General features: G+C 66.7%; 27 protein-coding genes. 10 read left to right on the top strand and 17 right to left on the bottom strand.

The features are described from left to right. Window positions 1-29 precede the first annotated feature (29 nt). The 3 genes from lnt to ACZK4S_RS08575 are packed head-to-tail and all read left to right on the top strand — an operon-like array spanning window position 30 to window position 2907. Window positions 30-1595, top strand: a complete 1566-nt coding sequence (gene lnt, locus ACZK4S_RS08585) for an apolipoprotein N-acyltransferase (RefSeq protein ID WP_463643981.1) — start codon at window positions 30-32, stop codon at window positions 1593-1595. Then, complete coding sequence (locus ACZK4S_RS08580) at window positions 1582-2367, top strand: polyprenol monophosphomannose synthase (protein ID WP_076058864.1); 786 nt, start codon at window positions 1582-1584, stop codon at window positions 2365-2367. The genes lnt and ACZK4S_RS08580 overlap by 14 nt, the downstream gene beginning before the upstream one ends. Continuing rightward, window positions 2368-2907, top strand: coding sequence for an FxsA family protein (locus ACZK4S_RS08575; RefSeq protein ID WP_463643980.1), 540 nt, complete (start codon window positions 2368-2370; stop codon window positions 2905-2907). It begins immediately after the preceding gene. 2 nt (window positions 2908-2909) lie between these two features. Here ACZK4S_RS08575 and ACZK4S_RS08570 read toward each other — a convergent pair whose 3' ends face one another. Next, window positions 2910-3251 carry an RNA polymerase-binding protein RbpA gene (locus ACZK4S_RS08570; RefSeq protein ID WP_076058860.1) on the bottom strand — a complete coding sequence of 114 codons (342 nt, stop codon included), beginning with the start codon at window positions 3249-3251 and terminating at the stop codon, window positions 2910-2912. Between the two features lie 54 nt (window positions 3252-3305). Further along, window positions 3306-4031 (bottom strand): glycerophosphodiester phosphodiesterase family protein, encoded by a 726-nt coding sequence (locus tag ACZK4S_RS08565; protein ID WP_463644137.1) that lies wholly within the window; start codon window positions 4029-4031, stop codon window positions 3306-3308. 153 nt (window positions 4032-4184) lie between these two features. Between ACZK4S_RS08565 and pdxY the strand changes: the two genes are divergently transcribed. Next, on the top strand, window positions 4185-5036 hold the full coding sequence (pdxY, locus tag ACZK4S_RS08560; RefSeq protein WP_463643979.1) for a pyridoxal kinase PdxY: 852 nt from the start codon (window positions 4185-4187) through the stop codon (window positions 5034-5036). Window positions 5037-5042: 6 nt separating this feature from the next. Here pdxY and relB read toward each other — a convergent pair whose 3' ends face one another. Beyond that, window positions 5043-6581, bottom strand: a complete 1539-nt coding sequence (gene relB / locus ACZK4S_RS08555) for a type II toxin-antitoxin system RelB family anti-toxin (protein WP_463643978.1) — start codon at window positions 6579-6581, stop codon at window positions 5043-5045. A 91-nt stretch (window positions 6582-6672) separates the two neighbouring features. Here relB and lpdA point away from each other — a divergent pair, with 91 nt between their 5' ends. Next, the gene (gene lpdA / locus ACZK4S_RS08550; RefSeq protein ID WP_463643977.1) at window positions 6673-8073 is read left to right on the top strand and encodes a dihydrolipoyl dehydrogenase; all 1401 of its coding nucleotides are present in this window, start codon (window positions 6673-6675) and stop codon (window positions 8071-8073) included. A 108-nt stretch (window positions 8074-8181) separates the two neighbouring features. Then, window positions 8182-8952, top strand: coding sequence for an SDR family oxidoreductase (locus ACZK4S_RS08545; protein ID WP_076058851.1), 771 nt, complete (start codon window positions 8182-8184; stop codon window positions 8950-8952). 7 nt (window positions 8953-8959) lie between these two features. Here ACZK4S_RS08545 and ACZK4S_RS08540 read toward each other — a convergent pair whose 3' ends face one another. Further along, a complete protein-coding gene (locus ACZK4S_RS08540) occupies window positions 8960-9403 on the bottom strand; it encodes a PTS sugar transporter subunit IIA (protein ID WP_076058848.1) in 444 nt (147 codons plus the stop codon). 331 nt (window positions 9404-9734) lie between these two features. On the opposite strand from ACZK4S_RS08540, the gene ACZK4S_RS08535 reads away from it, so the two are divergent. From ACZK4S_RS08535 to ACZK4S_RS08525, 3 genes are all read left to right on the top strand, one after another. Beyond that, window positions 9735-12800, top strand: a complete 3066-nt coding sequence (locus tag ACZK4S_RS08535; RefSeq protein ID WP_463643976.1) for a putative mucin/carbohydrate-binding domain-containing protein — start codon at window positions 9735-9737, stop codon at window positions 12798-12800. Between the two features lie 168 nt (window positions 12801-12968). Beyond that, window positions 12969-13676, top strand: a complete 708-nt coding sequence (locus ACZK4S_RS08530; RefSeq protein WP_076058843.1) for a DUF937 domain-containing protein — start codon at window positions 12969-12971, stop codon at window positions 13674-13676. Between the two features lie 159 nt (window positions 13677-13835). Beyond that, on the top strand, window positions 13836-14402 hold the full coding sequence (locus ACZK4S_RS08525) for a DUF4870 domain-containing protein (RefSeq protein ID WP_463643975.1): 567 nt from the start codon (window positions 13836-13838) through the stop codon (window positions 14400-14402). A gap of 4 nt (window positions 14403-14406) precedes the next feature. Here ACZK4S_RS08525 and ACZK4S_RS08520 read toward each other — a convergent pair whose 3' ends face one another. The 4 genes from ACZK4S_RS08520 to ACZK4S_RS08505 are packed head-to-tail and all read right to left on the bottom strand — an operon-like array spanning window position 14407 to window position 16725. Continuing rightward, window positions 14407-15030 (bottom strand): L-threonylcarbamoyladenylate synthase, encoded by a 624-nt coding sequence (locus tag ACZK4S_RS08520; protein WP_076058839.1) that lies wholly within the window; start codon window positions 15028-15030, stop codon window positions 14407-14409. 9 nt (window positions 15031-15039) lie between these two features. Continuing rightward, window positions 15040-15927 (bottom strand): aldo/keto reductase, encoded by an 888-nt coding sequence (locus tag ACZK4S_RS08515; RefSeq protein WP_463643974.1) that lies wholly within the window; start codon window positions 15925-15927, stop codon window positions 15040-15042. Between the two features lie 10 nt (window positions 15928-15937). Then, window positions 15938-16417, bottom strand: coding sequence for a TadE/TadG family type IV pilus assembly protein (locus ACZK4S_RS08510; protein WP_463643973.1), 480 nt, complete (start codon window positions 16415-16417; stop codon window positions 15938-15940). Beyond that, on the bottom strand, window positions 16357-16725 hold the full coding sequence (locus ACZK4S_RS08505; protein ID WP_463643972.1) for a TadE/TadG family type IV pilus assembly protein: 369 nt from the start codon (window positions 16723-16725) through the stop codon (window positions 16357-16359). The genes ACZK4S_RS08510 and ACZK4S_RS08505 overlap by 61 nt, the downstream gene beginning before the upstream one ends. 143 nt (window positions 16726-16868) lie before the next feature. On the opposite strand from ACZK4S_RS08505, the gene ACZK4S_RS08500 reads away from it, so the two are divergent. Beyond that, window positions 16869-18089 (top strand): pyrophosphate--fructose-6-phosphate 1-phosphotransferase, encoded by a 1221-nt coding sequence (locus tag ACZK4S_RS08500; protein ID WP_076058830.1) that lies wholly within the window; start codon window positions 16869-16871, stop codon window positions 18087-18089. A gap of 83 nt (window positions 18090-18172) precedes the next feature. Here ACZK4S_RS08500 and ACZK4S_RS08495 read toward each other — a convergent pair whose 3' ends face one another. The 9 genes from ACZK4S_RS08495 to ACZK4S_RS08455 form a co-directional block, all read right to left on the bottom strand. Beyond that, window positions 18173-19354 (bottom strand): YihY/virulence factor BrkB family protein, encoded by a 1182-nt coding sequence (locus ACZK4S_RS08495; RefSeq protein WP_076058828.1) that lies wholly within the window; start codon window positions 19352-19354, stop codon window positions 18173-18175. Window positions 19355-19414: 60 nt separating this feature from the next. After that, on the bottom strand, window positions 19415-19963 hold the full coding sequence (locus tag ACZK4S_RS08490) for a MerR family transcriptional regulator (RefSeq protein ID WP_459397713.1): 549 nt from the start codon (window positions 19961-19963) through the stop codon (window positions 19415-19417). 154 nt (window positions 19964-20117) lie between these two features. Next, window positions 20118-20597, bottom strand: coding sequence for a bifunctional nuclease family protein (locus ACZK4S_RS08485; RefSeq protein WP_076058823.1), 480 nt, complete (start codon window positions 20595-20597; stop codon window positions 20118-20120). 14 nt (window positions 20598-20611) lie between these two features. Next, window positions 20612-21286: a transcriptional regulator FtsR gene (gene ftsR, locus ACZK4S_RS08480; RefSeq protein WP_076058821.1), complete on the bottom strand. Its 675-nt coding sequence runs from the start codon at window positions 21284-21286 to the stop codon at window positions 20612-20614. Next, entirely contained in the window at window positions 21286-21777 is a 492-nt protein-coding gene (locus ACZK4S_RS08475; protein WP_076058819.1) for an FHA domain-containing protein, read from the bottom strand. Before ACZK4S_RS08475 ends, ftsR begins: the two co-directional genes overlap by 1 nt. A 97-nt stretch (window positions 21778-21874) precedes the next feature. Continuing rightward, a complete protein-coding gene (locus ACZK4S_RS08470; protein WP_158069030.1) occupies window positions 21875-22654 on the bottom strand; it encodes a DUF881 domain-containing protein in 780 nt (259 codons plus the stop codon). Next, window positions 22647-22979: a small basic family protein gene (locus ACZK4S_RS08465; protein ID WP_076058817.1), complete on the bottom strand. Its 333-nt coding sequence runs from the start codon at window positions 22977-22979 to the stop codon at window positions 22647-22649. Before ACZK4S_RS08465 ends, ACZK4S_RS08470 begins: the two co-directional genes overlap by 8 nt. 10 nt (window positions 22980-22989) lie before the next feature. Then, on the bottom strand, window positions 22990-23736 hold the full coding sequence (locus ACZK4S_RS08460) for a DUF881 domain-containing protein (RefSeq protein ID WP_076058814.1): 747 nt from the start codon (window positions 23734-23736) through the stop codon (window positions 22990-22992). 20 nt (window positions 23737-23756) lie between these two features. Then, window positions 23757-24347: a CDP-alcohol phosphatidyltransferase family protein gene (locus ACZK4S_RS08455; RefSeq protein WP_083665335.1), complete on the bottom strand. Its 591-nt coding sequence runs from the start codon at window positions 24345-24347 to the stop codon at window positions 23757-23759. Window positions 24348-24377 lie beyond the last annotated feature (30 nt).

The raw sequence follows: 24377 nt of genomic DNA, 5'->3' as shown, positions 1-24377 counted from the left end.
GAGTGGGTGACTGGGGGTAGGCTTCCCGCGTGATCTCGCGACCCGCCCTGCCCGTCGGCGTCTCAGCATTGGTGGCCGTCTGCATCGGCCTGCTGATCGGCGCCGGCCAGGCGCCCATGGGCGTGTGGCCAGCCACGATCGCCGGCCTGGCGCTGTTCACCTGGTTCATGGCCGCGCGCCGCCCGGGGACGGCCTTCGGCTACGGCTACCTGATCGGTCTGGCCATGAACGTCCTCACGGTCTCGTGGGTCTCGGTGCTGGGCATCTGGGTGGGTGTGGCCCTCGTCGCCTTCCTGTCGCTGTGGTGGGCGCTGCTCGCACTGGTGGTGTCGCGGCTGGTGCGGTTGCGGTTCTGGCCGCTGCTGGTGCCCGCCGCCTGGGTGGCCATGGAGTTCGTGTCGGGCAAGATCCCGTTCGGAGGCTTCTCCTGGACCAGGCTGGGGTTCACCGTCGTGGACCAGCCGATGTCCGGGTGGCTGGGTTTCGTCGGCGTCACGGGGGTGTCCTATCTGGTGGCCCTGGTGGCCAACTCGCTGCTCTTCGCGGCGCTGGACAGGAAGCGCCGGGTCCGGGTGCTGGCAGGCGCCCTGGCCATCTTCGTGGTCGGCGGCCTGCTCAACCTGACCCCGCACGCTGATCCCGAGACGACCGTCAGCATCGCCGTCGTGCAGCCGAACGTGAACCGGCAGGAACACGGGACGGGGTCGTACGCGCGCTCCGTCACCAACAACGCGCTGAGCGAAACCGTGTTCGCGCTGGCTGAGGCCCGCACCGGCGACTGGCCCACGCTGGACTTCGTGCTGTGGCCGGAGAACGCCACGGACGTCGACCCCATCCTGGATCCGGAGACCCGCCGCATGGTGGAGGTGGCCGCGCTGTTGGCCGAGGTACCGATCTTCGTGGGCGCCGTGATGAACGGCCCCGAGCCGGACACGCGCCAGACGTCCAGCCTCTGGTGGGACCCGCTGGACGGGCCCGGCGACATCTACCACAAGCGCGATCTCGTGCCCTTCGGCGAATGGATCCCGTTCCGCGACGTGCTGCTGCCGAGGTTGCCCATCCTGCGCCAGATCGGCCGCCAGTCGGTCCCGGGGGAGGGGCCGGGAGTCGTCGACGCCCCCATCGCAGGGAACCCGCACCTCCAGGTGGGCACCATCATCTGCTTCGAACTCGCCTACGACGACACCAGCTACGACGCGGTGCGGGGCGGGGGAGAGATCATCGTCTCCCAGTCGAACACCAACACCTACGGTGGCACCTTCCAGCCCGCCCAGCAGCTGGTCATCAACCGGGTCCGGGCCATGGAGACCGGCCGCGAGGTGGTCGTCTCCACGCTCAACTCGCTCACCGGCCTCGTCGACACGCGGGGGCGGGTGCAGGGCCTCACCTCGGAGTTCGAGGCCGCCAACCGCATCGTGACCGTCCCGCTGCGCTACAGCATCAGCCTCCCGGTCCGGCTGGGCTCCGCGCCGGCCTGGGCCGCGCTCATCGTCACCTTGGCGGCTCTGGCCTACACCTACCGTCGCCGTGGACCGGAGGCCGGTAGCATTGCCCGGAACAACTCACCCCAAGGACAGCCACATGACCAGCACTGACGCGCTCGACCGGGTGCTCGTGATCATCCCGACGTACAACGAGTCGCAGAACATCGAGAGCATCACGAACCGGCTGCGCAAGGCCGTGCCGCACGCGCACATCCTCATCGCGGACGACAACTCGCCGGACGGCACCGGCGAGATCGCCGACAGGCTGGCAGGCAGCGACGAGAACGTCCACGTGATGCACCGCACAGGCAAGCAGGGCCTGGGGGCCGCCTATCTCGCCGGCTTCGAGTGGGGGCTGGAGCGCGGCTACGGCGTCCTTGTGTCCCATGACGCGGACGGCTCACACCAGCCCGAAGAACTGCCACGCCTCCTGCAGGCCATCAATGACGGTGCAGACATGGTGAAGGGCTCGCGCTGGGTGCGCGGTGGCTCGATCGTCAACTGGCCGGCGTCCCGCGTGCTCATCTCCAAGGGCGGTTCGCTCTGGACCAGGCTGATGCTCGGCATCCCGGTCAAGGACGCCACGGGTGGCTTCAACGCCTACCGCGCCACAACATTGCGCGGCATGAACCTCAACGAAGTGGCGTCGGCTGGCTACTGCTTCCAGATCGATCTGGTGTGGCGGGCCATCAAGCATGGTTTCAAGGTGGTCGAGGTTCCCATCGAGTTCGTGGAGCGCGAATTCGGCGACTCCAAGATGAACCGCAGCATCGTCGTCGAAGCACTCATCCGCACCACCCTCTGGGGCATCGACCACCGGCTCGGCCAACTCGGCCGCACCGCGTCGGGCCTGCTCGGGCGCGGACGCAACAAGGACCGTTAAGTGGCTGGCCGACGCGGCGCTGTGGCGCTCAGCGTCACAGCCATCGCGCTGCTGCTCCTCGTGGTGGCAGAAGTTGCTGCCATCATCTGGGTCGCCGGCGAGATCGGCTGGTGGACGCTCGTCCTCATGGTGGGCACCACGTTCCTGGGTTTCTACCTGATGCAGCGGGAGTGGCGGAAGGCCTGGGCGGCACTGTCCGAGGCCATTCGCTCCGGCCAGTTACCCACCGGGCGGATGGCCGACGCCAGCCTGGTGCTGGCGGGTGGCATCCTCCTGACGGTGCCCGGGCTTCTCACGGACGTCCTCGGTCTGTTGCTCCTGTTGCCCTTTACCCGGCCGTTCGTCCGCTCAGCCATCACCTGGTGGGCGGCGCGGGTGCTGAAGCCCACGTCGATCGTGGCGCCCACCGTCATCAAGGGGGAGGCCACCACGGAGGGCCCCGCCACCGACACCCTCATTCCCGGCATCACGAGGAAAAACGACGAGGCCGCCGACGGAAACGTGATCCGCGGCGACCTCGACGATGAAGAGTCGGTTTAGTTCTAGTAGAGCCTGTCAGACTCGCGCAGCTTGGCCAGCTGCTCCTCGAGGATGTCTTCCAGCTCAGGGATCGAGCGACGTTCCCGCAGCATGTCCCAGTGGGTACGCACGGGCTTCTCGACCTTCTCTTCGCCCACGACGCCGTCGGAGCGTACGGCCATGAGGCCACACTGCTTGCACTCCCATTGGGTGGGGAGTTCGGCCTCTGCGGCGAAGGTCACTTCGAAGTGGTGTCCCTTTGGACAGTCGAATCCAAGGTTCTGACGTTCTGCGAATTCGATGCCCTGCTCGTCTTCAAAAGTCTTCGAGCCGAGACCGACGCCACGCAATGCACGATCAGCCATCTTCTTCCCTCCTTCGTCTGCCAATGTCAACGAACCGGGAACCGGAAAGGTTCCCTATTGAGTAGACCACATCCCCCGTGCACGGAGGACGTCTTTGAGCAAGTCCGGCCGGTCTGTGACGAGTCCGTCGACGCCCCAGTCGATGAGGCGGTGCATGGTGGTGGGGTCGTCCACGGTCCAGACGTGGATCTTCCGGCCGGCGGTGTGGATGCGCTCGATGTTCTTCGGGGTGACGATGTCCACCGTCACCGGGCCGATCGGATGCTGGAGCGGCACCTGGTACACCTCGCCTCCGGGCGAGATGGCCCCCATGGTGAGGGCCGCGACCCCCGTCGGCGAAACCGCCGTGGGCACCTGCGGGAGGAGACTGCGGAAACGCCGGATGCGGGTCCGGGCGAACGAACCGACGCACACGCGTCGTTCCGCGTTGTGTTTGACGATGGTCTGCACCAGCGGGTCAACGGCGGTGACGGACTTGATGTCGATGTTGAAGTTGATGTCCGGGAACGTCTCGAACAACTCATCGAGTGTCGGGATGGGCTCGCGGTCGCCTACGCGTAGTTCGCTCAGTTCCGCCAGCGTGAGGTCGCGCAGTGAACCGGCGACATCTGTGACGCGGCCGAGGCTCACGTCGTGGAAGGCCACGAGGTGCCCGTCGCTCGTGGTGTGCACGTCTGTTTCAAGGTAGTGGAAACCCAGGGCGACGGCGTTGGCGAAGGCTCGTGTGGTGTTCTCGATCCCGTGATTGGCGGTCATGAACGACCCGCCTCGATGAGCCATCGCCACGAACTCGGGGGAAAGGTAGTCGGGATACACCGCCGCCATAATCGATCATCGTATGGGGTGACCACGGGTTTCGCCACCGGCCGACCGGATTGACCGCCAGTCATGCCCAAAATGGTTACAGAAGCCCCGGGATGACAAAATGGGCCAATGACCACAGTCCTGTCCATCCAGTCAGCCGTCGCCTACGGCCACGCAGGGAACTCATCGGCGGTTTTCCCGCTCCAGCGCCTGGGTGTCGACGTCTGGCCGGTCCACACGGTGAACTTCTCCAACCACACCGGCTACGGCGCCTGGCGGGGGCCGTTGATCCCGGCCAGCGACGTGTGGGAGGTCGTCCAGGGCATCAACGACAGGGGGGTGCTCGGCAGGGTCGACGCGCTGCTGTGCGGCTACATGGGGGCGCCGGAGGTCGGCCAGGTCATCCTCGACGCCGGTGCCAGGATCAAGGAACAGAACCCCGAGGCGATCTTCTGCGCTGATCCGGTGATGGGCGACGTCGGCCGCGGCTTCTACGCCCGCCCGGGCATCCCGGAATTCTGGCGCGATCACGTCGTCGGGGCTGTGGACATCATGACGCCGAACCTGTTCGAGCTGGAGTTCCTGACCGGGCGGCAGACCACGTCGATGGCCGACGTCATCGACGCGGCGCAGGAACTGCGGGCGAGGGGTCCGCGGGTGGTGGTGGTCACCTCCGTTGTCGGAGCTGACGCCTCGGCCGACGTCATGCGGATGGTGGCCGTCGACGATTCGGGCGCCTGGGAGGTCACCACGCCGGTCATCAACCGCACGTTCACCGGTTCCGGGGACCTCACCACCGCGGTATTCCTGGCGAAGTGGCTGAAGACGCAGGATTCGGGCGATGCGCTGGGCCAGACGGCCTCGGTCGTCTACTCAGTGCTGGAGGCCACGGACTCGGCCGACCACCCGGAACTGCGCCTCGTGGCGGCGCAGAACGACCTGGTGGACCCGCGGTTCGTCTTCATGGCCACCCGCCTCTGAACCCTCTCAGACCTGGGCCGGCTCGCCCCAGAACGTGTTGATGTTGGCACCCAACTTGTTGAGGCGTTGGGGAAGATCCTCGTAGCCACGGTTGATGACGTAGACGTCCATCAGGGTGGTGGTGCCACGGGCCGCGAGCGCCGCGAGCAGGAGGCAGACGGCGGGGCGCAGCGCCGGGGGTGACTCGATACGACGGCCGCGCCACCGCGTCGGACCGATGATCAGCAGGCGGTGGGCATCCATCAACTGGATGTTCGCGCCGAACTCGGAGAGCTTCTTCAAGTGGATCGCCCGGTTGTCGTAGACCCAGTCATAGATGACGCTCTGGCCGGAGGCCGTGGCGCAGATGACCGCGAAGAACGGCAGGTTGTCGATATTGAGGCCGGGGAACGGCATGGGGTGGATCTTGTCCAGCGGCGCCGTCAGGTCTGACGGGATGACCGTGACGTCGACGAGGCGGGTCTGACCGTTGCGGCTGCGGTACTCGGCGGAGCGCTGGAGTACCTGGCCCATCTCGTCCAGGACGGCGAACTCCACCTCGAGGAACTCGATGGGGCAGCGACGCACGGTGATCTCGGAGCGGGTCACGATGCCGGCGGTGAGCAGGCTCATGGCCTCGATGGGGTCTTCGGAGATGTGATACTCGACGTCGGCCTCGATGCAGTCCACACCTGTGATGGTCAGCGTGGTGGTGCCGATGCCGTCGATCCGCACGCCCAGCATCTGCAGGTAGAAGCAGAGGTCCTGCACCATGTAGTTGCCGGAGGCGTTGCGCAGCGTGGTGACGCCGGGAGTTCGGGCGGCCGCCATGATGGCGTTCTCCGTCACGGTGTCGCCGCGCTCGATGAGCGTGATGCTGCGGTGCTCCTCTGTCCTGTCGCCGATGGTGGCGTGGTAGTGCCCTTCCGTCGCCTCAACGGTGAGCCCCATCCGGCCGAGCGCCGACATGTGGGGGTGCACGGTGCGCGCCCCGAGGTCGCAGCCCCCGGAGAAGGGGAGGCGGAACTCGTCGAATTCGTGCATCAGCGGCCCGAGCAGCATGAGGATGGAGCGGGTGCGGCGGGCGGCGCGGGAATCGATGGTCTCAGGGGTGAGCTGGGCGGGGCGCTTGATCTCAAGGTCGTTGTCACCGATCCAGGTCAGCTCGACGCCGATCGAGGTCAGCACCTCGGAGATCCTGTCCACCTCCTCGATGCGCGCGATGCCCCGCAACACCGTGCGTCCGTGGTTGAGGAGGCTGGCGCAAAGGATCGCCATCGCTGCGTTCTTGGAGGTGCGCACGTCGATCTCGCCAGAAAGCTTGTGGCCGCCCTCGATCTCGAAGTTGACCGTGCCCTCGGTCACGGTCTGGATCAGTGGCATCTCCAGGGCTTCCGCGAGGCGTCCGATCATGCTCAGCGAGAGGTTCTGCTGGCCGTTCTCGATACGGTGTACGGCGCTCTGGACGGTGCCCAGTTCGTCGGCCAGCTTCTGCTGGGACCAGCCCCGCGACGATCTGGCGTCGCGGATCATCCGGCCGATGGACTCACTAGTGGCTGCACTCATCAAAACAGGTTATCTCATCGATGAGATAATCGGGGTATCGCGAGGATGGTTTGGTGTCACGGGGAGATCAAAGAGCACTAGAGTGGCGTTCATGAGCTCTGAATTCGACGTCGTTGTCCTCGGCGCTGGACCAGGTGGCTATGTCGCCGCCATCCGCGCCGCCCAGCTCGGCCTGAAGGTCGGCATCATCGAGAAGCGTTACTGGGGCGGGGTCTGCCTCAACGTCGGATGCATTCCGACGAAGTCGCTGCTGCGCAACGCTGAGTTGGCGCACATCTTCAACCATGAGGCCGATGTGTATGGCATCGAGGGCCAGGTCACGTTCAACTACGGCAAGGCGTTCTCGCGCAGCCGCGCGGTCTCGGAGCGGATGACCAAGGGCATCCACTTCCTGATGAAGAAGAACAAGATCACCGAGATCGACGGCTGGGGCACCTTCACGGACGCCAACACCATCGAGGTCGAGAAGGACGGCGGGGAGAAGCAGAGCGTCTCCTTCAAGAACTGCATCATCGCCGCGGGTGCCGTCACCCGCCTGCTGCCCGGCACCCAGCTCTCCGCGAACGTCGTGACCTACGAGGAGCAGATCCTCGCAGACTCGCTGCCCGGCTCGATCATCGTCGGTGGTTCCGGAGCCATCGGCACCGAGTTCGCCTACGTGCTGAGCCAGTACGGCGTCGATGTCACCATCGTCGAATACCTGGATCGCATGGTCCCGACGGAGGACGCGGAGATCTCCGCGGAACTGGCCAAGGCCTACAAGAAGCTCGGGATCAAGGTGCTGACCTCCACCAAGGTCGAGGGCATCGAGGACACCGGCTCCGGCGTGCGCGTGACGGTCAGCCCGGCCAAGGGCGGCGACCAGCAGGTGCTGGAGGCTGACCGCTTCCTCTCCGCGATCGGGTTCGCCCCCCGCACAGAGGGCTACGGCCTCGAGAAGACCGGCGTCGAGCTCACCGAGCGCGGCGCCATCGCCATCGACGACTTCATGACCACCAACGTGCCGCACATCTACGCCATCGGTGACTGCACCGCCAAGATGATGCTCGCCCACGCCGCCGAGGCCCAGGGCATCGTCGCCGCCGAGCAGATCGCCGGCGAGCACCCGCACCCGATCAACTACGAGATGATCCCGCGCGCCACCTACTGCCAGCCGCAGATCGCCTCCTTCGGCTACTCGGAGCAGCAGGCCAAGGACAAGGGCTATGACGTCAAGGTCGCCAAGTTCCCCTTCGCCGCCAACGGCAAGGCCTGGGGCCTGGGCGACGCCACCGGCTTCGTCAAGATCGTCGCGGACGCCACCTACGGAGAGATCCTCGGCGCCCACATGATCGGCCCCGATGTCACGGAACTGCTGCCGGAGCTCACCCTGGCCCAGGCGTACGACCTCACTGCCGAGGAGATTGCCCACAACATCCACGCGCACCCCACCCTGTCGGAGGCCATGAAGGAGGCGGCCCACGGCATCGCGGGTCAGATGATCAACTTCTGAGAGCGCTCAGGCTGCAGCGAAACCCCACGCCACCCCGGTGCCGTGGGGTTTCGCCTTTCTCCGGCTGGGCCGGGCTAGGCTCGAGGCATCATGAGGAAGGGTCGGGAGATGACTGGATCGCCGGGATTTCGCGTCGACGGTGAGGTGGCCGTCGTCACCGGGTCGTCGAAGGGGATCGGCCAAGCGGTCGCCGTCGCTCTGGCGGAGGCCGGTGCCCGAGTCGCGGTGACGGCGCGTCAGGAGGAGTCCCTTGCGGAGACGGTCGCGTTGATCGAGGCCGCTGGGGGAGTGGCGCTGGCGGTGGCCTGGGATGTGCGTGATCCGGATCGAGCAGCCCAGGCAGTCGCGGAGATCGAGGCGAAACTCGGGCCGCTCACGCTCGCGGTCAACAACGCCGGCATCGCAGGGCCCACACCGGCCCTGGACATCACGCCCGAGTTCTGGCGCTCTGTCCAAGGGACCAACCTGGACGGCCTGTTCTGGTGTTGCCAGGCAGAAGGCCGGGCGATGATCGCCAACGGGCGCGGCGCGATCGTCAACATCGCCTCGATCTCCGCCACCATAGCGAATCGGGACCACGATCAGGCCGCGTACAACACGGCGAAGGCCGGGGTGGTGCACCTGTCGAAGTCGTTGGCCGTCGAGTGGGTGCGCAACGGGATCAGGGTCAACGTGGTCAGCCCCGGCTACACCGCCACACCGATGAACTCTCCGGAGCGCGTAGGCGACCTCCTGCCAATATGGCGTGACTCCACGCCCATGGGACGACTGGCCGAACCCCGCGAGATCGCCCTGCCCGTCTTGTTCCTGCTCAGCCCTGCCGCAAGTTACATCACTGGTGCAGATCTGTTGGTCGACGGCGGCTACTGCTGCTGGTGACGGTGGATCAGACGGTGAACAGAGGATCGCCGACAGCCACGTCGGCCCCGACCGCCGCGCCCGTCACCGAATCCGGTGCGTGGTCCATGACGGCGACGACCACCGTCGTGGAGACTCCTGGCTGATCGATGTCATCCGGGTTCCAGGCGACAATGGGCGTGCCCGCGCTGACGGAGTCGCCTCTGGATGCGAGCACCTCGAAGCCGTCGCCTTGGAGTTGCACGGTGTTGATCCCGATGTGCACGAGGATGCCGACGCTGTCGTCGACCATCAGGATGAACGCATGGGGGTCGACCTTCAGCAGCCGTCCGTCGGCAGGAGCAAGGATCTGCGCGGGACCGGCCAGCGGCTCAATTCCCACACCGGGACCGACGATCTGCTCACTGAAGACAGGGTCATCTACGTCGCGCATCGCGATCACATGACCGGCACATGGCGCCAGAATCTGCATGGAAACTCCTCAGTTTCACATCATCTTCTCACGCAACTCCTTGGGCGGTCCGACGGCCCCGGCATCTCGTGCAGGCGGCAGCCCAACCGTATGACCGATAAGCAACATTATGTCACTACGCGGAACGACCGCCCCGGTTCGACCCCCATCATCGGTCGTCCGATCACTCAACGTGAGCACAAGGAGAAAAGCTCTCGGACGTGACCGTTCGCTCCGTCTACTTTCGCGGTACGGCACAACCCGGCCAACGTCGGACGGGAGCAGCTGCCGCCGTCACACCGCGACTGGTGTTGGAGATTCCTTGTCACATTCAGTTCGATTAGCGAGAACCGTGCCAGCAGTACTGCTGGCATGGGCCATTGCGATCACGGTCGCCATCAGCAGCACGGCCAACGCCGAGGCTGCCGTCATCCATACCCGCACCCTGGCTCCCCTCACAGCCGGAAACAACGTCATCACCCAGGTAGGCACCAACCGAGGTCGCGGAATGATGCGCGAATCACTCGGGATCTCCGTGAGTTCCGGTGCTGTCGTCGAAGCACGCGTGACCAACGGTGTGGGCGACGTCACCATCGCGCTCACCACAGACGATCACCAGCAGGACGTCCAACTGACCTTGCCCGTGGACGGAACGTGGCTGCCGCTCACGGCCAAGAAGGACAGCGCCGTCTTCGCACGCTCGAAGCAATGGGCCACCGCGCCGCAGATTGAATACCGCGTCGCGACGGGGACCGAGCACGTCATGCCCGAGTTCCGACTCAACAACTCTCAAGCGACCTTCGTCCAGCAGTGGGCCGGCGGCACCTCGCCCTTCGCGCTCATCGTTGACCAGGCGTTCACGATGCTGATCCCCCGCGTGGATCTGCCCAAGATCCAGGACTTCTCGTGGTCGGACTACAGCGACCTGAATCACGTCATCCAGAGCTACCGCCACCTGCTCGGCACCTACAACGGTTGGCTCGGCATCGACGACGCGCACAGCAACCCCGTGCACCACGACCTCCCGCAGGCGTACTTCATCCGCCCGGACATCAACGGCCCGGGCCTTGCCTACTACGGTCCCAACAACGCCATCGGCACGAACAACAACTCGGTGAGCTACTACCTGCAGGGCCCAGGCTCGTGGCTGATCCTCCATGAAGTCGGCCACGGCTACGACGGCATGATGACCGGGTCGAGCGGTCCCCTGGACATGCAGTTGGGCGAGGTGTGGAACAACGTGTACGCCTACCAATACCAGGCGCACGTGCTCGGCCATACGAGTAACTGGCTGTACAACAACGGCCGCGCGGCAGACCAGAAGGTGTTGGACGACGCACGCCGTAGCACCAACGGCCAGAACTTCGGCGCCATCAACGTGCGGCTTCGTCTCGACGTGCTGGCGCGAATCGCGGAACTCACCGGCGCAGACGGATTCAGCGGCTTCAACCGCTCCCTCCGCGAGTTGCGCGCAAACCCCTCCTTCACCGGATGGCCGAGCCGCACCGACCTGATCGCGGAGCACTGGGGAGCCAAGCAGGGCTATGACCTCCTCCCCTGGTTGGCCCAGTTCGGACTCCCGGTCAGCCCTAGGGTCGAGACAGCGATTCGTGACCACGCGCAACTGCCGTCGGTCCTGCCTCTGGGCGATTACTTCACCGACTACGCGATGGCGACGGCAGCGGCGAACACGTTGGGGCTGGCCTCCCCCGGCCAGCTCGTCTCCACCCTCGACCTCCAGACGCTGAGCTACGCAGGTAGCCTCAAGGCCCAGGCGAGCATCGGCGACCCGAACCGGATCAAGGGCCGTAGCGCCACGCTCTGGGCCGGTTCCCGGCTTGTCGGCCAGGCGGCCTTCGTCAATGGTGTGGCTGACTTCGGACAACTGCCGATCGGCACCTACACCCTGCGATTCCCGCAGGACTCCGCCACCGGGACGGTCCCCCAGCGTCAGAGCGTCAAGGTGAGCCAAGGCGGTAACACCGTTGCGTCTGTCGCGTACCCGGCAACGGCAACGCGCAGCGCCGTCAACGCGACGCAGCTCAGCCTGCTGGGGCTGGGCGACGGCAACTTCGCCAATGTCGTGCACGACCCCGCCACCGCCACCTTCACCGTCAACGATGGGCTCGGGGCACCCCACTCGTACTTCACGGACGAATACGCCCGCATCACGGTGACATCCGGCACGACCACGCTCTTCGACCGCAGCTTCATCGGCAACGCCGGCCGCAGCGGCATGGCTCGCTCCACCACGGTCCCCGCCTCTGCTGGAAACATCGTCACCATCAAGCACCGCGAACACAACAGGCTGGTGGAGACCGACGCCAACACGGGCGCGGCCAAGCCGAGCCTCAACGCGACGGCGATGACCACGCAGTATCAGGTCACCGACCACGGCTTGATCAAGGTGGGCGGCACGGGCAATGTCCAAGCGGAGTTTGCCGCCGCGCTCGGGGTGGCCTTGAGCGACCTCCGCGACACCGCCGACGCACAGCCCGGCACGCGACTCGACGTCGTCGCTTCCCAGCTGCGCAACGCGATCAACCAGGTGACCGACGCCAACCAACGCACCGCGCTGCTCAGCAGCTACGGCGCGCTTCTCGACGGACTCCTTCGGCCCGCCACCGTGTCGGCCGCCCAATTGGCGTTGACCAGTGCGCTGGCATCCCAGCCGGGTCAAGAGAGCTCACATCTCTTCGACGGTGATCTCACGACCGCGTTCCACTCGCCGTGGAACACGGCCGTGACACTCCCCTACAACATCGACGTGTCTCTGGGAGCGGCGCCTATCGAGTTGAGCTCGCTGGTGCTCACCCCGCACACCGGGGGCGGTTCCGGCGCAGCCAACGGCCGACCTGGTCAATACCGGGTGCTGATCGGCAACGACGCATCCTCCCTGGTGGAGGTGGCCACGGGCACCTGGGCCAATGATGCCAACACCAAGCTGGTCTCCCTGCAGGGGCAGGCCAAGTTCGTGCGGCTGCAGATCCTCAGCACATATGGGGCTCCCGCCAACACCTACGTCGCGGCTCGTGAGTTGCAGATCTTCGGCCGAGCGCCTGGGTCCCTCACGGTCACGATGGCCCGCACCGACAACATCGCCACGCCCACCGTCGGGAATGTGCTGACGTTCCGCGTCACGTACCGCAACAACACCGGGTCGGCGCTCACCGCGTTCCCTCGCTCCAGCAATCTCGCCGCGGCATTGACCACAGGCACTCCGAACTGTCGTTACTCCAACCTCGCAGCCGGTGCGACGCAGGCGTGCACGACCGCGAAGTACACGGTGACCGAAGCGGATGTCGCCGCCGGTCTCTTCCGGCCCGCCCTGGTGTTTGACGCCACCGCGGATTCGGCTGGGACCAGCGTGCTTCAAGCGGCTTTCGTCGCCACGCTGCCCGCCGTGGAGGTCGGCTGATGTGAAATGGCGCCCGGCGCCCTCGGTGGAGGCTCAACGCCACAGCGAGGACGTCGGGCGCCTTCGTCTGGCGACGCTGCTTCGCTACTTTCCCCTTGACGGCCCGTGCCCTTGGGTAGCGTGGGGCATCTGCACCCCCTGCGTGCCGAACAGAGAAGGAGCACTGACATGTTCAACTACGAAGAGATCCTCGACGACCTCCCCATGGATCAGATCGCGCACCAGGTGGGAGAACCGCGCGCCGAGGTGGAGAACGCCGTGCGCAACGCCCTGCCGGCCCTCCTCATGGGCCTCGGTGCGAACGCGCAGGACCCCGCCGGCGAGGCATCCCTGGCCCGGGCGCTGCAGGACCACGATCCCGCGTTGCTGCGCGGTGGCGTCAATCTCTCGCAGGTGGACACCGCTGAGGGCGCCAAGATCAGCCACAACATCTTCGGTCGCAACGAAGAGGCGGTAGTGAATCAGCTCGGCGGGCTGGGCGGCGGCAGCGGCCTCATCCAGAAGCTCATCCCGATCCTCGCCCCCATCGTCATGTCCTGGCTCGCTGGCAAGTTCATGGGCCGTGACGAGCGCCAGGGCCAGCCGGAAGCGACACCCACAGGACGTGGCGGTGGCGGTCTCGGCGACATCCTCGGTCAGGTGTTGGGCGGCGGCCGAGGCGAGCAGGCTCCCCCGCCGTCGACCCCGCAGACCGATCCGCAGTTCCGGGCACCCGCGCCGACGAACACCCCCGGTGCACCCACCATGCCGTTCCCGGACGAGGACGAAAACCCGCTCCCGCAAACGCAGCAGACCAACCAGCCCAGCGGCGGCGGCCTCGGTGGCGGTGTGCTCGGGCAGATTCTGGGAGACCTGCTGGGTGGCGGGCGCCGCTGACAGGGATCACCTCAGGACCTCCGTGGCCGGCCTCGCGCTCCCCCTCCTCGCGCGGGGCCGACGTTCGGACGGGAGCAATCTCTTGCTGCTCGGGGATCCCGCCCCAACCTGACGGAGGGTGCGGGGTTACGCTGGTCTGGTCGTCCATGAGGAGGCATCGTGAGCCAGAATCAGTATGATTCGGACGAATCCTACGACCCTTACACCCGGCCCCCGGCGACCCCGTCACCCCAGGCCGATGAGGCGTTCCTGCGCAGCTTCGGTCGGACGCCACCACCGGCTCCGCCGAGGACCCCGAACGCCACCTACTCGCTTCCCCGCGGGTACCGCGGCGACACCCCGGGTGCGCATGATCTCTACGAGCCGCCGATGGCCTATCCCCTGGTGCCGAGACAGGGCTACCTCCCGGCCCGGCTACCGGCCCAGCTGGAGCAGAACATGCTCCTCAACTACTGGCTCTCAGCTCTGTTCGGAATCGTGCCTGCCCTGATCTTCTTCGTGGTGGACAAGGGGAAGCACCCGTTGCAGGACGAGCACGTCAAGGAAATCCTCAACTTCGCCATCACCCGCTCGCTGGCGTCTCTGTTGGCGTTCATCCCGGTGATCGGCTGGTTCATCGCGGCGGGATACTTCGTGCTGGCGATCCTCGGCGCGCTGCAGGGCACCGCCGCCTACCGCCAGGGCCGGACCTACCGCTACCCCGCCACCATCCGCTTCCTGACCTGAGGCCTTACTCCTCGAACGGCGCCGGGTCTCCGGCGCCCACCCGGGCGACCTCCGGCACATCGCCGGTCATGTCGATCACCGTGGTGGGTTCGACGCCGCAGTCACCGCTGTCGATCACCGCTTCCACCTGGTGGTCCAGCAGTTCCTTGATCGCCCACCCGTCGGTCTGCGCCTCCTCATGGCCGGGCAGCAGGAGGGTCGAGGACAAGAGGGGCGCACCGTAGGTGGCCAGCAGATCCAGCGTGGTGCGATGATCGGGGATGCGGACGCCGACGGTGCGCTTCTTGGGATGCATCATCATCTTGGGCACTTCCCGGGTGGCCTGCAGGATGAACGTGTACGGCCCGGGCGTGGCCGCCTTCACGGCCCGGAACACCCGGTTGTCCATCTGCACGTACTCACCCAGCTTGGCGAACTCGTCGACGACGAGCGTGAAGTGGTGCTTGTCATCCAGGTTGCGGATGCGCCTGATGCGCTCGATGCCCTCCGCGTTGCCGAGGGCGCATCCGAGCGCGAAACAGGAGTCCGTGGGGTAGACGATCAGCCCACCGTCGGCCAGGATCCGGGCAGCCTGCGCGAGAGTGCGCGGCTGGGGGTTGTCAGGATGCACATCGAAGTACTGAGCCATTGATCCAGGCTACCCACGGGCCAGGAGTTCATGGCTGATCCTGGCAACTTCATCGCCTGTCAGCGCAAGGTCCATGGCGGCTGCCGAATCCGCGATGGTCTCCGGCCGTGAGGAGCCGGGGATGGGGATGAGGTGCTCGTCGAGCGCCAGCATCCAGGCCAGTAGGGCCTGCTGGGGGCTCACGCCGTGTGCCTCGCCCGTCTCCGCGAGGACCGGGTAGTTCTCGCCCACCTTCGCGGCAGGTCCGCCCGTGCCACCCAGGGGCGAGAACGGCAGGAAGGCGATGTCGCGGGCGGAGCAGTAGTCGAGTTCCTGCTTGCTTGTGTGGTTGAAGCGAGGCGAGAACTCGTTCTGGACGGCGGCGAGCCCACCGTCGCCCAGCACTTCGAGGGCGATGGCGATCTCCTCGACGTTGGCGTTGGAGATGCCCACCTCCGCCACCAGACCCTCGCGCTTGAACTGGGCGAAGGCCTCCACCTCGGCGGCGTACGTGATGCTGCGGTCCGGCCGGTGGAGGTAGTAGAGGTCGAGCCGGCTGACGCCGAGGTTCTCGAGCGTCGCTTCGAGCCGGCTGCGCAGATAGTCGGCGGAGCCGTTGCGGCCCCACTTCTCTCCCTCGGCGCGGGTGATCCCGGCCTTCGTCGCGACCACCACCTCCGAGGTGTCGCCGCTGTAGGTGCGCAGGGCCTCGGCGATGAGCTGCTCGTTGTGGCCCATCTTGTCCCACGACGGTGCGTAGATGTCGGCCGTGTCGATCAGGGTGATCCCGGCGTCCAGGGCTGCGTGGACCATCGCGATCCCCCTGTCGCGCGGTGCGCCCTCGAACGAGGCCGGCATTCCGCCCAGTCCGATGGGTGAAACGGAGAACTGTCCAATGCGTCGTTGCTGAGCTGCCATGTCTCTGATGCTACTTGCCCCGGAGCGGGTCGACCGGGGAAGCACGTTCAGCTGTCACCGAAATCGTGCCCGGGATGAACGGAAGCGAGATGTCGGCCAACTCGACGGCGCAGGTGATGGACACCAGGACCGACGCCTGGCTCCCGAGCGCCCTCGCGACCCCGGACGCGTCGGTGTCCACAGCCGTGTGCCGGCACGCCACGTTGCGCTGCAGCAGAGCCCGTTCGACGGCGGAGCGGGCCTCCCGCTGGGCGGCGGGCACGCTCCGCTCCAACGATGCTGCCCTCGCTCCGGCAGCCGCGGCGGCGCCGACGTGCTGTTCCGCCAGCACCCCCCGCGCCAGCGTCAGCAGCAGGCCGATGAACAGCACCAGCGCAGGCAGCACGACGGCGGCCTCGACCGAGACCGCGAGGCCCCGCTCCCCACGGATCACGACTGCGTCACCCGCTCCGTCGTCACGACGACGGTCCGGCTGATGTCCCGTGGCCACACCACGACGACCGCCCGTCCGGTCACCGTGGCCTGGGTCAGCCGGGCGCCGCGGGTGACCTCCGCAGCAATACCAGTCAGGGAGCCGTTGGAGGCGGCCTGCAGGGCGGCGGCTCGCCCCTCCCCCGCCGTCGCGCCCTCCACTGCTGCGACGGAGGCGCCCTGCTGCGCTGCGGCGATGGCGCTGCCCTCCGCCCACGACACCATCGCCCACTGGAGCAGGGCGAGGAACAGGCCGAGACCAACAGGTAACAGCAGGGCGGCCTGCACGGAGTTGCTCAGCCCACGCTCGTCTCGATGTCGCCCCATGCCGCCATCCTGCCAACGGGAGGGGTCACGTTCCGGGTCCGCGAACGGCCTGTGGATAAGGCCCCCATGAGGAGCCTCATTCGACGGTGCAATAGGCTGGCCTGTGACGCGCTACGCGTCGCACCACACATGAAAGGACACTCATGGTCAAGAAGGTAGCCATCCTCACGGCCGGCGGCTTCGCTCCCTGCCTTTCCTCGGCGATCGGCGGACTCATCGAGCGCTACACCGAGGTCGCGCCGGAGGTTGACATCATTGCCTACCGCCACGGGTACCAGGGCCTCCTCCAAGGCGACTTCCTTGTCGTCGACGACACCGTCCGCAAGAACGCCGCTCTCCTGCACAAGTTCGGCGGCTCCCCCGTCGGCAACTCCCGCGTCAAGCTGACCAACGCCAAGGACCTCGTCAAGCGCGGCCTTGTCGAAGAGGGCGCCAACCCGCTCCAGGTGGCCGCTGACCGCCTCGTCGCCGACGGCGTGGAGGTGCTGCACACCATCGGTGGCGACGACACCAACACCACCGCCGCAGACCTGGCCGCCTACCTGGCCGAGCACGACTACGGCCTGACGGTCGTGGGCCTGCCCAAGACCATCGACAACGACGTCATCCCGATCCGTCAGTCGCTGGGTGCCTGGACCGCGGCCGAGCAGGGCTCGATCTTCGCGCAGAACGTCGTGGCTGAACACAACTCCGGCTCGCGCATGCTGATCGTGCACGAAGTCATGGGCCGCCACTGCGGTTGGCTGACCGCCGCCACCGCGCAGAAGTACCGCGAATGGCTGAACGAGCAGGAGTGGCTGCCCGAGATCGGCCTCTCGAAGGACGCGTGGGACGTGCACGGCGTGTACGTGCCGGAGGGCGAGATCAACATCGCCAAGGAGTCTGAGCGCCTCAACAAGATCATGGATGAGGTCGGCAACGTGACCATCTTCCTGTCTGAAGGTGCCGGCCTCGACTCGATCGTCGCCGAGATGGAAGCGGCCGGCGAAGAGGTGCCGCGCGACCCCTTCGGCCACGTCCGCCTCAACGACGTGAACCCCGGCGCCTGGTTCGCCGACCAGTTCGCCAAGAAGCTCAACGCCGAGAAGGTGCTGATCCAGAAGTCCGGTTACTTCAGCCGCTCCGCCGCTGCCAACGACGCAGACCTGGCGCTCATCAAGCAGTGCACGGATCTGGCGGTGGACAAGGCCCTCGCCGGCGAGCCCGGCGTCATCGGCCACGATGAGGAGAACGGCGACGTGCTCTCCGCCATCGCGTTCGACCGCATCAAGGGCGGCAAGGCCTTCGACATCAACCAGGACTGGTACAAGGAGATGCTGGGAGCCATCGGCCAGGAGTTCCCCGCTCCGGCCCAGGCCCACTGAGCACACCCATACCCGCCCACTCGTCCTGAACGGACGCTGAGGGCACAGACCGGCCGCCCGTCAGGGCGGCCGGTTTCTGGTTCTCAGCGGCGCAACACGAAGCGCACGAGGCCGACGAGCAGCGCGCCGATGCCCAGGCCGGTGGCGGCGCCGACGCCGTACCCGATCCCCAGGTTGGCCTTCATCCCGCGGGCCGCCACGTCTTGACGGACGTAGGTGTCCGGGTCCGGTTCCGGAAGCGCAGCTGCGGCGCCGCGGAGATCGTCGAGGGGTTTGGTGGCCGCCCAGCGCTGGCTGGCCCGTCGCGCGGAGAGGACCGGCTCGACGTCGGTGTCGATGTCGATCTCGTTGGCCAGCCCGGAATGCTCATCTGCGTACTTGCGGGCGTTCTCGGCCTGCCAGACGTGATCGGTGCCCACCCACGCGGCGGTCATCAGGATGATGGTGGCCAAGAGGTTGAACACCAGCATCATCACGATGATGGGACCGAACACCCCGACAGCCGCGTTGCCGCCGAAGACACCCATGATGAGCCCAGCCACCGACTGCAGGATGGTCAGCAGCGTGGCGCCGATCAGCGTGCCGATGAGCCAGGCGCGGGGCCGCGCCGCCCTGCGCGGCATCACGATGAACAGGAACGCCATCAGCAGCCAGCTCACCACGAACGTCAGCCCGACGGTGATGAGTCGCCACAGGATGCCGATCCCCGGGACGTCCTCCCAGCCCAGCCAGCCGATGACCTGTTGGCTGAGCCCGTGGCCCACCTGGGACACGCCCACGCCGACGCCCATGGCGATGAGCAGGCCGACGAAGATCGCCAGATTGATGAGCAGCTCGACGAAGAAGTTGGACTTGACCGTGGCGTCGGAGAACTTGTCAGCCCACATGACGCGCACGGCGCGCTTGAGGTTGCCCACCCAGTTGGTTCCCGAGTAGGCGGCGGTCAGCAGGCCGATTCCGAAGATGCCGCGCCAGCCGGAGAGCGTCTCTGTGATGAACTCCCCGATGTCCTTGCCGACGCCCTCGTCACCGAGCTGTGCGGTGATGGCGTTCTGGACCTGTTCCAGGAGATCTGGGCGCAGCACAGTGAGCGTGAGGCCCAACATGGCGAAGGCGAACATGAGGATGGGCACCATGGACAGCACGGTGAAGTAGGTCACGGCGCCGGCGAACTGTGGACCCATCCGCTTGCCGTAGCGCTCGTTGGCCGCCATGGCATGGGCGACGACGGGCTTGCTGGTGATCTTCTCAATCCAGTCCTTCACACGAAGGACCCTACCGGGAAGCGGTTGCTACGGGCAGACCCTTTGGGGTCAGGCAGGTGCTCAGACGGCCCTGGTACGGCGGCGCATGGCCAGCTCGTCCGCCGGATGATCCTCGGCGGGCGCGTCGGAGATTCGCTCCCCGGGCAGTTCGGCGAGGGTGCCCTCGAGCTCGCGCCAGACGCTACTGACGGAGATCATGAACATGCCCTGCCCGCCGCGGGACAGGTCGAAGAGTTCGTTCGCGGACGTCACTTCGTAGACGCTGAAGCCGTCTGACACGAGGGTGAGTTCCGTCAGGTCGTCGACGCCGCGCTCACGCAGGTGCTCGATGGCCAACCGGATCTGCTGCAGCGAGATGCCCACGTCCAGGAACCGCTTCACCACGCGCAGGAGCAGGATGTCGCGGAAGGAGTAGAGGCGCTGGGTGCCAGAGCCCTCGGCGTTACGGATGGAGGGGACGACGAGCCCGGTGCGGGCCCAGTAGTCCAGCTGCCGATAGGTGATGCCGGCGACGCGGTGCGCGATGGGGCCCCGGTAGCCCGTGTCGCTGGGCACAGGGGCGAAATCGCCGTCAAAGAGCACTTCCTGCAGCGCTGCCTTCTTGGTCACGATTCCTCGCTTTGCTCACCGCGCCGGTGGTGGATCACCGACGACTCTTATGACGCTAACCGTCGCTCCGGCCGCGGGTCAACGACACGCCCAACACCGGTGATATTTACACTGATGTGGTTCGACCTCAGCTTGAGGGTTGCGCGTCGTAGGTTCAGTGCTCGGGGTTCCCGTCGTCCTCGAAATCCTCAGGGGTGACTCGGTCCAGGAACGCCCGGAAGGCCTCCACCTCGTCTGTGGGCGCGGTGTCCACCTCGACGCCCACCCGGTCCATCAGGGCTCGCGGACACTCGATGCGCCAGCCGAGCCGGACGGCCACTGCCACCAGGTCGCTGGGCCGAGCGTCGATCTCGTGGCCGCCGGCATGCAGCGAGGCCTGGTACACCCCGTCGTCGACCGACTCGATCACGACGATGCCCTCGCCAGGTTCCAGGAGTTGGAGGACGGCGCCGAGCAGATCATGCGTCATGGGCCGCTCCGGCTGCTGGCCCTCCATGGCTACAGCGATGGCCGCCGCCTCAGGCGCGCCGATCCAGACAGGCAGGCAGCGGGTACCCCCCTCCTCCTGCAACAGCAGCACGGGCGGGTCCTCCGGAGAAATGATCCGGATGCCGAGCACTTCAAGGCCGATCATGGACACACATTAGCTCAGTGAATCTGCCCGTGAAGCAGCGCGGCGTGTGCCTGGAGCACTGATCTGTAGAGGTCGCGCACCACCTCAGGCGGCGGGCCCTGCCTGCGCCGGTACTGCTCGAGGATCTGCTCGACGAGGGCGGCCTCCATCGCGGCTGCCTGCTGCAACACCCGCATCTGGCGGAGGTCGACCCCGTAGTCTGCGAGCTTCTTGGCGGAGCGGGCCAGCGCCACAGCCTCTGGGCCGTACAGCTGGGAACCGCGCCGGGGCTGGATGATGCGCAGCCGCTCCAGCTGGATCAGCGCGGCCTCGCCGAGGCCGGACTCCGCGAGCACCTGGCGCCGGGCCATGAGCCCTACCCCCGTGCTGGGGGTCCGACGCTGCCTCGGTTCCGACGACTCCTCCACCGGGTGGGCATCGTGGTCCGGCGGCTCTTCACCGCGGTCGATGGCCTCCAGTTCCTCACGGATCACCTTCAGCGGTAGGTAGCGGTCACGCTGCGCACGCAACACGTACAGCAGCCTGTCCACGTCCTGTTGGGAGAATCTGCGATAGCCGGACGGCTGTTGCCTGTCCGGTGAAATCAGTCCCTCTGTTTCGAGGTACCTCAGCTTGGATACGGAGATGTCAGGGAACTCGGGACGGATCATCTCCAGTACGACGCCGATGGTCCGCGCCGCTCCCGACATCAGCCCAGTCCGGGCTCACTCAGCGAGATCGTGGCCCGGTACTTTCCGATCTGGATCTCGTCACCTTCGCGCAGCACGGTGCGCCCGTCCAAGAGCGTGCGGTTGACGTAGGTGCCGTTGAGGCTCCCCAGGTCCTCCAGGTACAGCTTGCCGCCGCTGCGGACGAACTTCGCGTGGTGCCTTGAGACGGTGATGTCGTCGAGGAAGATGTCCGATTCCGGGTGGCGGCCGACATTGGTGATGTCCGAGTCGATGAGGAACCGGTTCGAGTTGCCCGGGCCACGGTTGACGATCAGCAGGGCGTTGCCGGCGGCCAGGGTCTTGGCCGCTTCCCGCTCCTGGTCTGTCAGCTGTACGGATTCAGTGGGTTCCTCAGCCGTGACCGGGAACATCGTGGTGGTGTCACCGGTGGGGTCAGTCAGCGAGGCGCCGCAATTGCTGCAGAACCTTGCCTCGACCGGGCTCTCAGATCCACAAGTGCGGCACTTCATCGGAGTCACTTCCTCGTCTCAGCGGGGTGGGCTCATTCCCCTGTCCAGGCCATTTGAAAGGCTACGTGAGGAAACTTATCACCCGTGGGCAAGCCTGTTAACGGGGGCGCGCGAACTGCGGCTCCGCAATTTCCACCACGGAGGAGATGTCGACGGCCTCCAGTTGCTCGATCGTGACCCTGCCGCCGACCCGTTCCCCCTCGATCTCACTCACCAGGCCGCCACGGAACCGTGCGCCGGCCTCCAGGGTGGCCGGGTCGCCGATCGCATCGATGACGTAGGGCTCAGCCAGGGCAACGCCGTCGGCCGTCACCGCCCCGGTCTCGTCCGCAGAGAAGTAGGAATTCATCACCAGCCGGACGGCGTCGTTCAGCTCGATCACCTCAGCACCGGCGTCGCGCAGCTCCTCGACGGCGTTGAGCAGCAGTTCGGCTGTGACGCGCTCGCCCGGGTCCTGGATCTCGATGCGGATGCCGGGACCTACTGCAGGGACCGTGCCGGCGATGATGCGGGCCTGCTCGAGACGCCGCGCGGCCTCCTCGCGCGCCGCCTGGTCGCGGTCTGCGCCGCTCAGCAGTTCCGTGCGCGAGCGCTCCAGTTCCCGCACCTGTTCCTCGAGGCGGCGGGTCTCACCGGTGACGTTGTCCAGGAGTTGGATGAGGTCTGCCTGCCGGACGTTGGCGAACTCCGGCTGGGTGGCCTGCGAGCGCAGCGTCAACACGACGATCAGCGCGGTCAGGAACAGCGCGAGCCCGACGACGAACTGGCCACGGCTGGGCCGGAAGAAGTCGCGCAGGAGACTGCGCTGGGTCTTAGCGGCGGCCCGACGCGGCTCCCGCGCCTCGTCCACCGGCACCTCTTCCACGGGCTCAGGCATGCAGGACCGCCCTCCGGATGGCTGCGGCATTCGTGAAGATGCGGATCCCGAGGACGACCACCACGCCGGTGGAGAGCTGGGACCCTACGCCGATCTGGTCGCCGACAAACACGATGAGGCCTGCGATCACGACGTTCGACAGGAAGGAAACGAGGAACACGCGGTCTGAGAAGATGCCCTCGAGATAGGCCCGGGTGGCGCCCAGGATGGCGTCGAAGGCCGCGACGATCGCGATGGGCAGGTAGGGGGCGAGCACCGGCGGCAGCGTGGGCTGGAGGACGACGCCGAGCACCACGCCGGCGATGAGTCCGAGAATCGCGTACATGGAATGTCCCCTACTTCTGTTTCGCGTAGCGCACCGTCATGCCGGGGTCAGCCGGAAGGGTGAGGTCGTCGTCGGCCTGGGTGATGGTCATGGACAGCCCGTAGTTCTGCACGATGAGGTGCCACCACGCTGCCCCGGTGGTTTCGTTGAATCTGGCCTGGAGCGTATCAGGATTGCCGATGACCTCCAGCCGGTACGGCGGGCTGAGGGACACGTAGTCAACCGTGATTGCGGCACCGGCGCTGCGGATGGGGGTGAGCACACTGAGCCGCCGGCCGTTGACGCTGATGGCCTCCGCCCCAGCCTGCCGCAGGCCGTTGACGAGGCGGGTGAGGTCGCCGTCGAGCACCATGCCCTGAGCGGAGGTGGCGTCATCTGCGTCGTCCACGGTCACGATGATGCCGGGGCCCGTGACGGACGAGGCGCCGGAGAGCCTGTCCAGGAGCAGGAGGAGGTCCCGTTCAGCGGGGTCTCCGAGGGCTTCGGCGCCTAGTTGGCGAACCTCGTCCTCGAGCTCCGAGGCGGTGTCGCCGAGGACGGCCTGCCGCTCCCGCGCGCCGGCCACTCGGTCGAGCAGTTCCTGGCGCTGCTCGGCCGCGCTGCCTGTGCTGCGGGTGGTCTGGAGGACGGCGACGGTGAGCAGGATCACCACGAGGGCCACCACCACGGCCAGGCGTGCCGGCCGGTTCCGGGGGGCGGTGGTGCTGCGGTACTCCGGCTCCAGCGCCTCTGCCTGCAGGTCTGTGAGCAGGCTCATGCTGGCATCGGGGCGACGCCTCACCGGGCCTCCCGCCCGAGCAGAATCGTCTCGCGCACATACAACGAACCCGCGGCCCAGTACGCGACGGCGCCGGCCCAGCCGAAGCTCCACCCCGTCCAGTGCGCCCAATCCCAGCCCAGGGACGAGCCTGCCCCCAGCAGGATCAGCGGGAAGGCGAGGAGCAGCAGCATGGTGCCGGCCTTCCCCACCCAGTTCACGGGCAGCGCAACCAGGCCGTGGCGCTTGAGCACCGGCACCAGGAGCGCCAACATCACGTCGCGGGCCACGAGCACGACCACGAAGTAGACGGGCACGATGTCGCGCACCAACAGCGCCACCAGGGCGGCGAGGATGTACAGCCGGTCTGCGACGGGGTCGAGCTTGGCCCCGAGCGGGCTGCGCTGCTTGAGGCGGCGGGCGAGGAAGCCGTCGAACCAGTCTGTGGCACCGAACGCGGCGAGCAGCGTGACGGCCGCGACATCCTGCCCGGAGATGATGAGCCAAGTGAACAGCGGGACGCCGAGGAGCCGGATGAAACTCAGCACGTTGGGCAGGGTGAGCACCGCGTCAGTGTCGAACTCCTGAGGAGGAACCAGCGATGCTTGCACATTGCCAGCCTAGGCCATCGCGCAGACAGG

The sequence above is a fragment of the Tessaracoccus zhenghani genome, from assembly GCF_055326325.1.
This window is presented reverse-complemented; position numbering and strand designations above follow the sequence as displayed.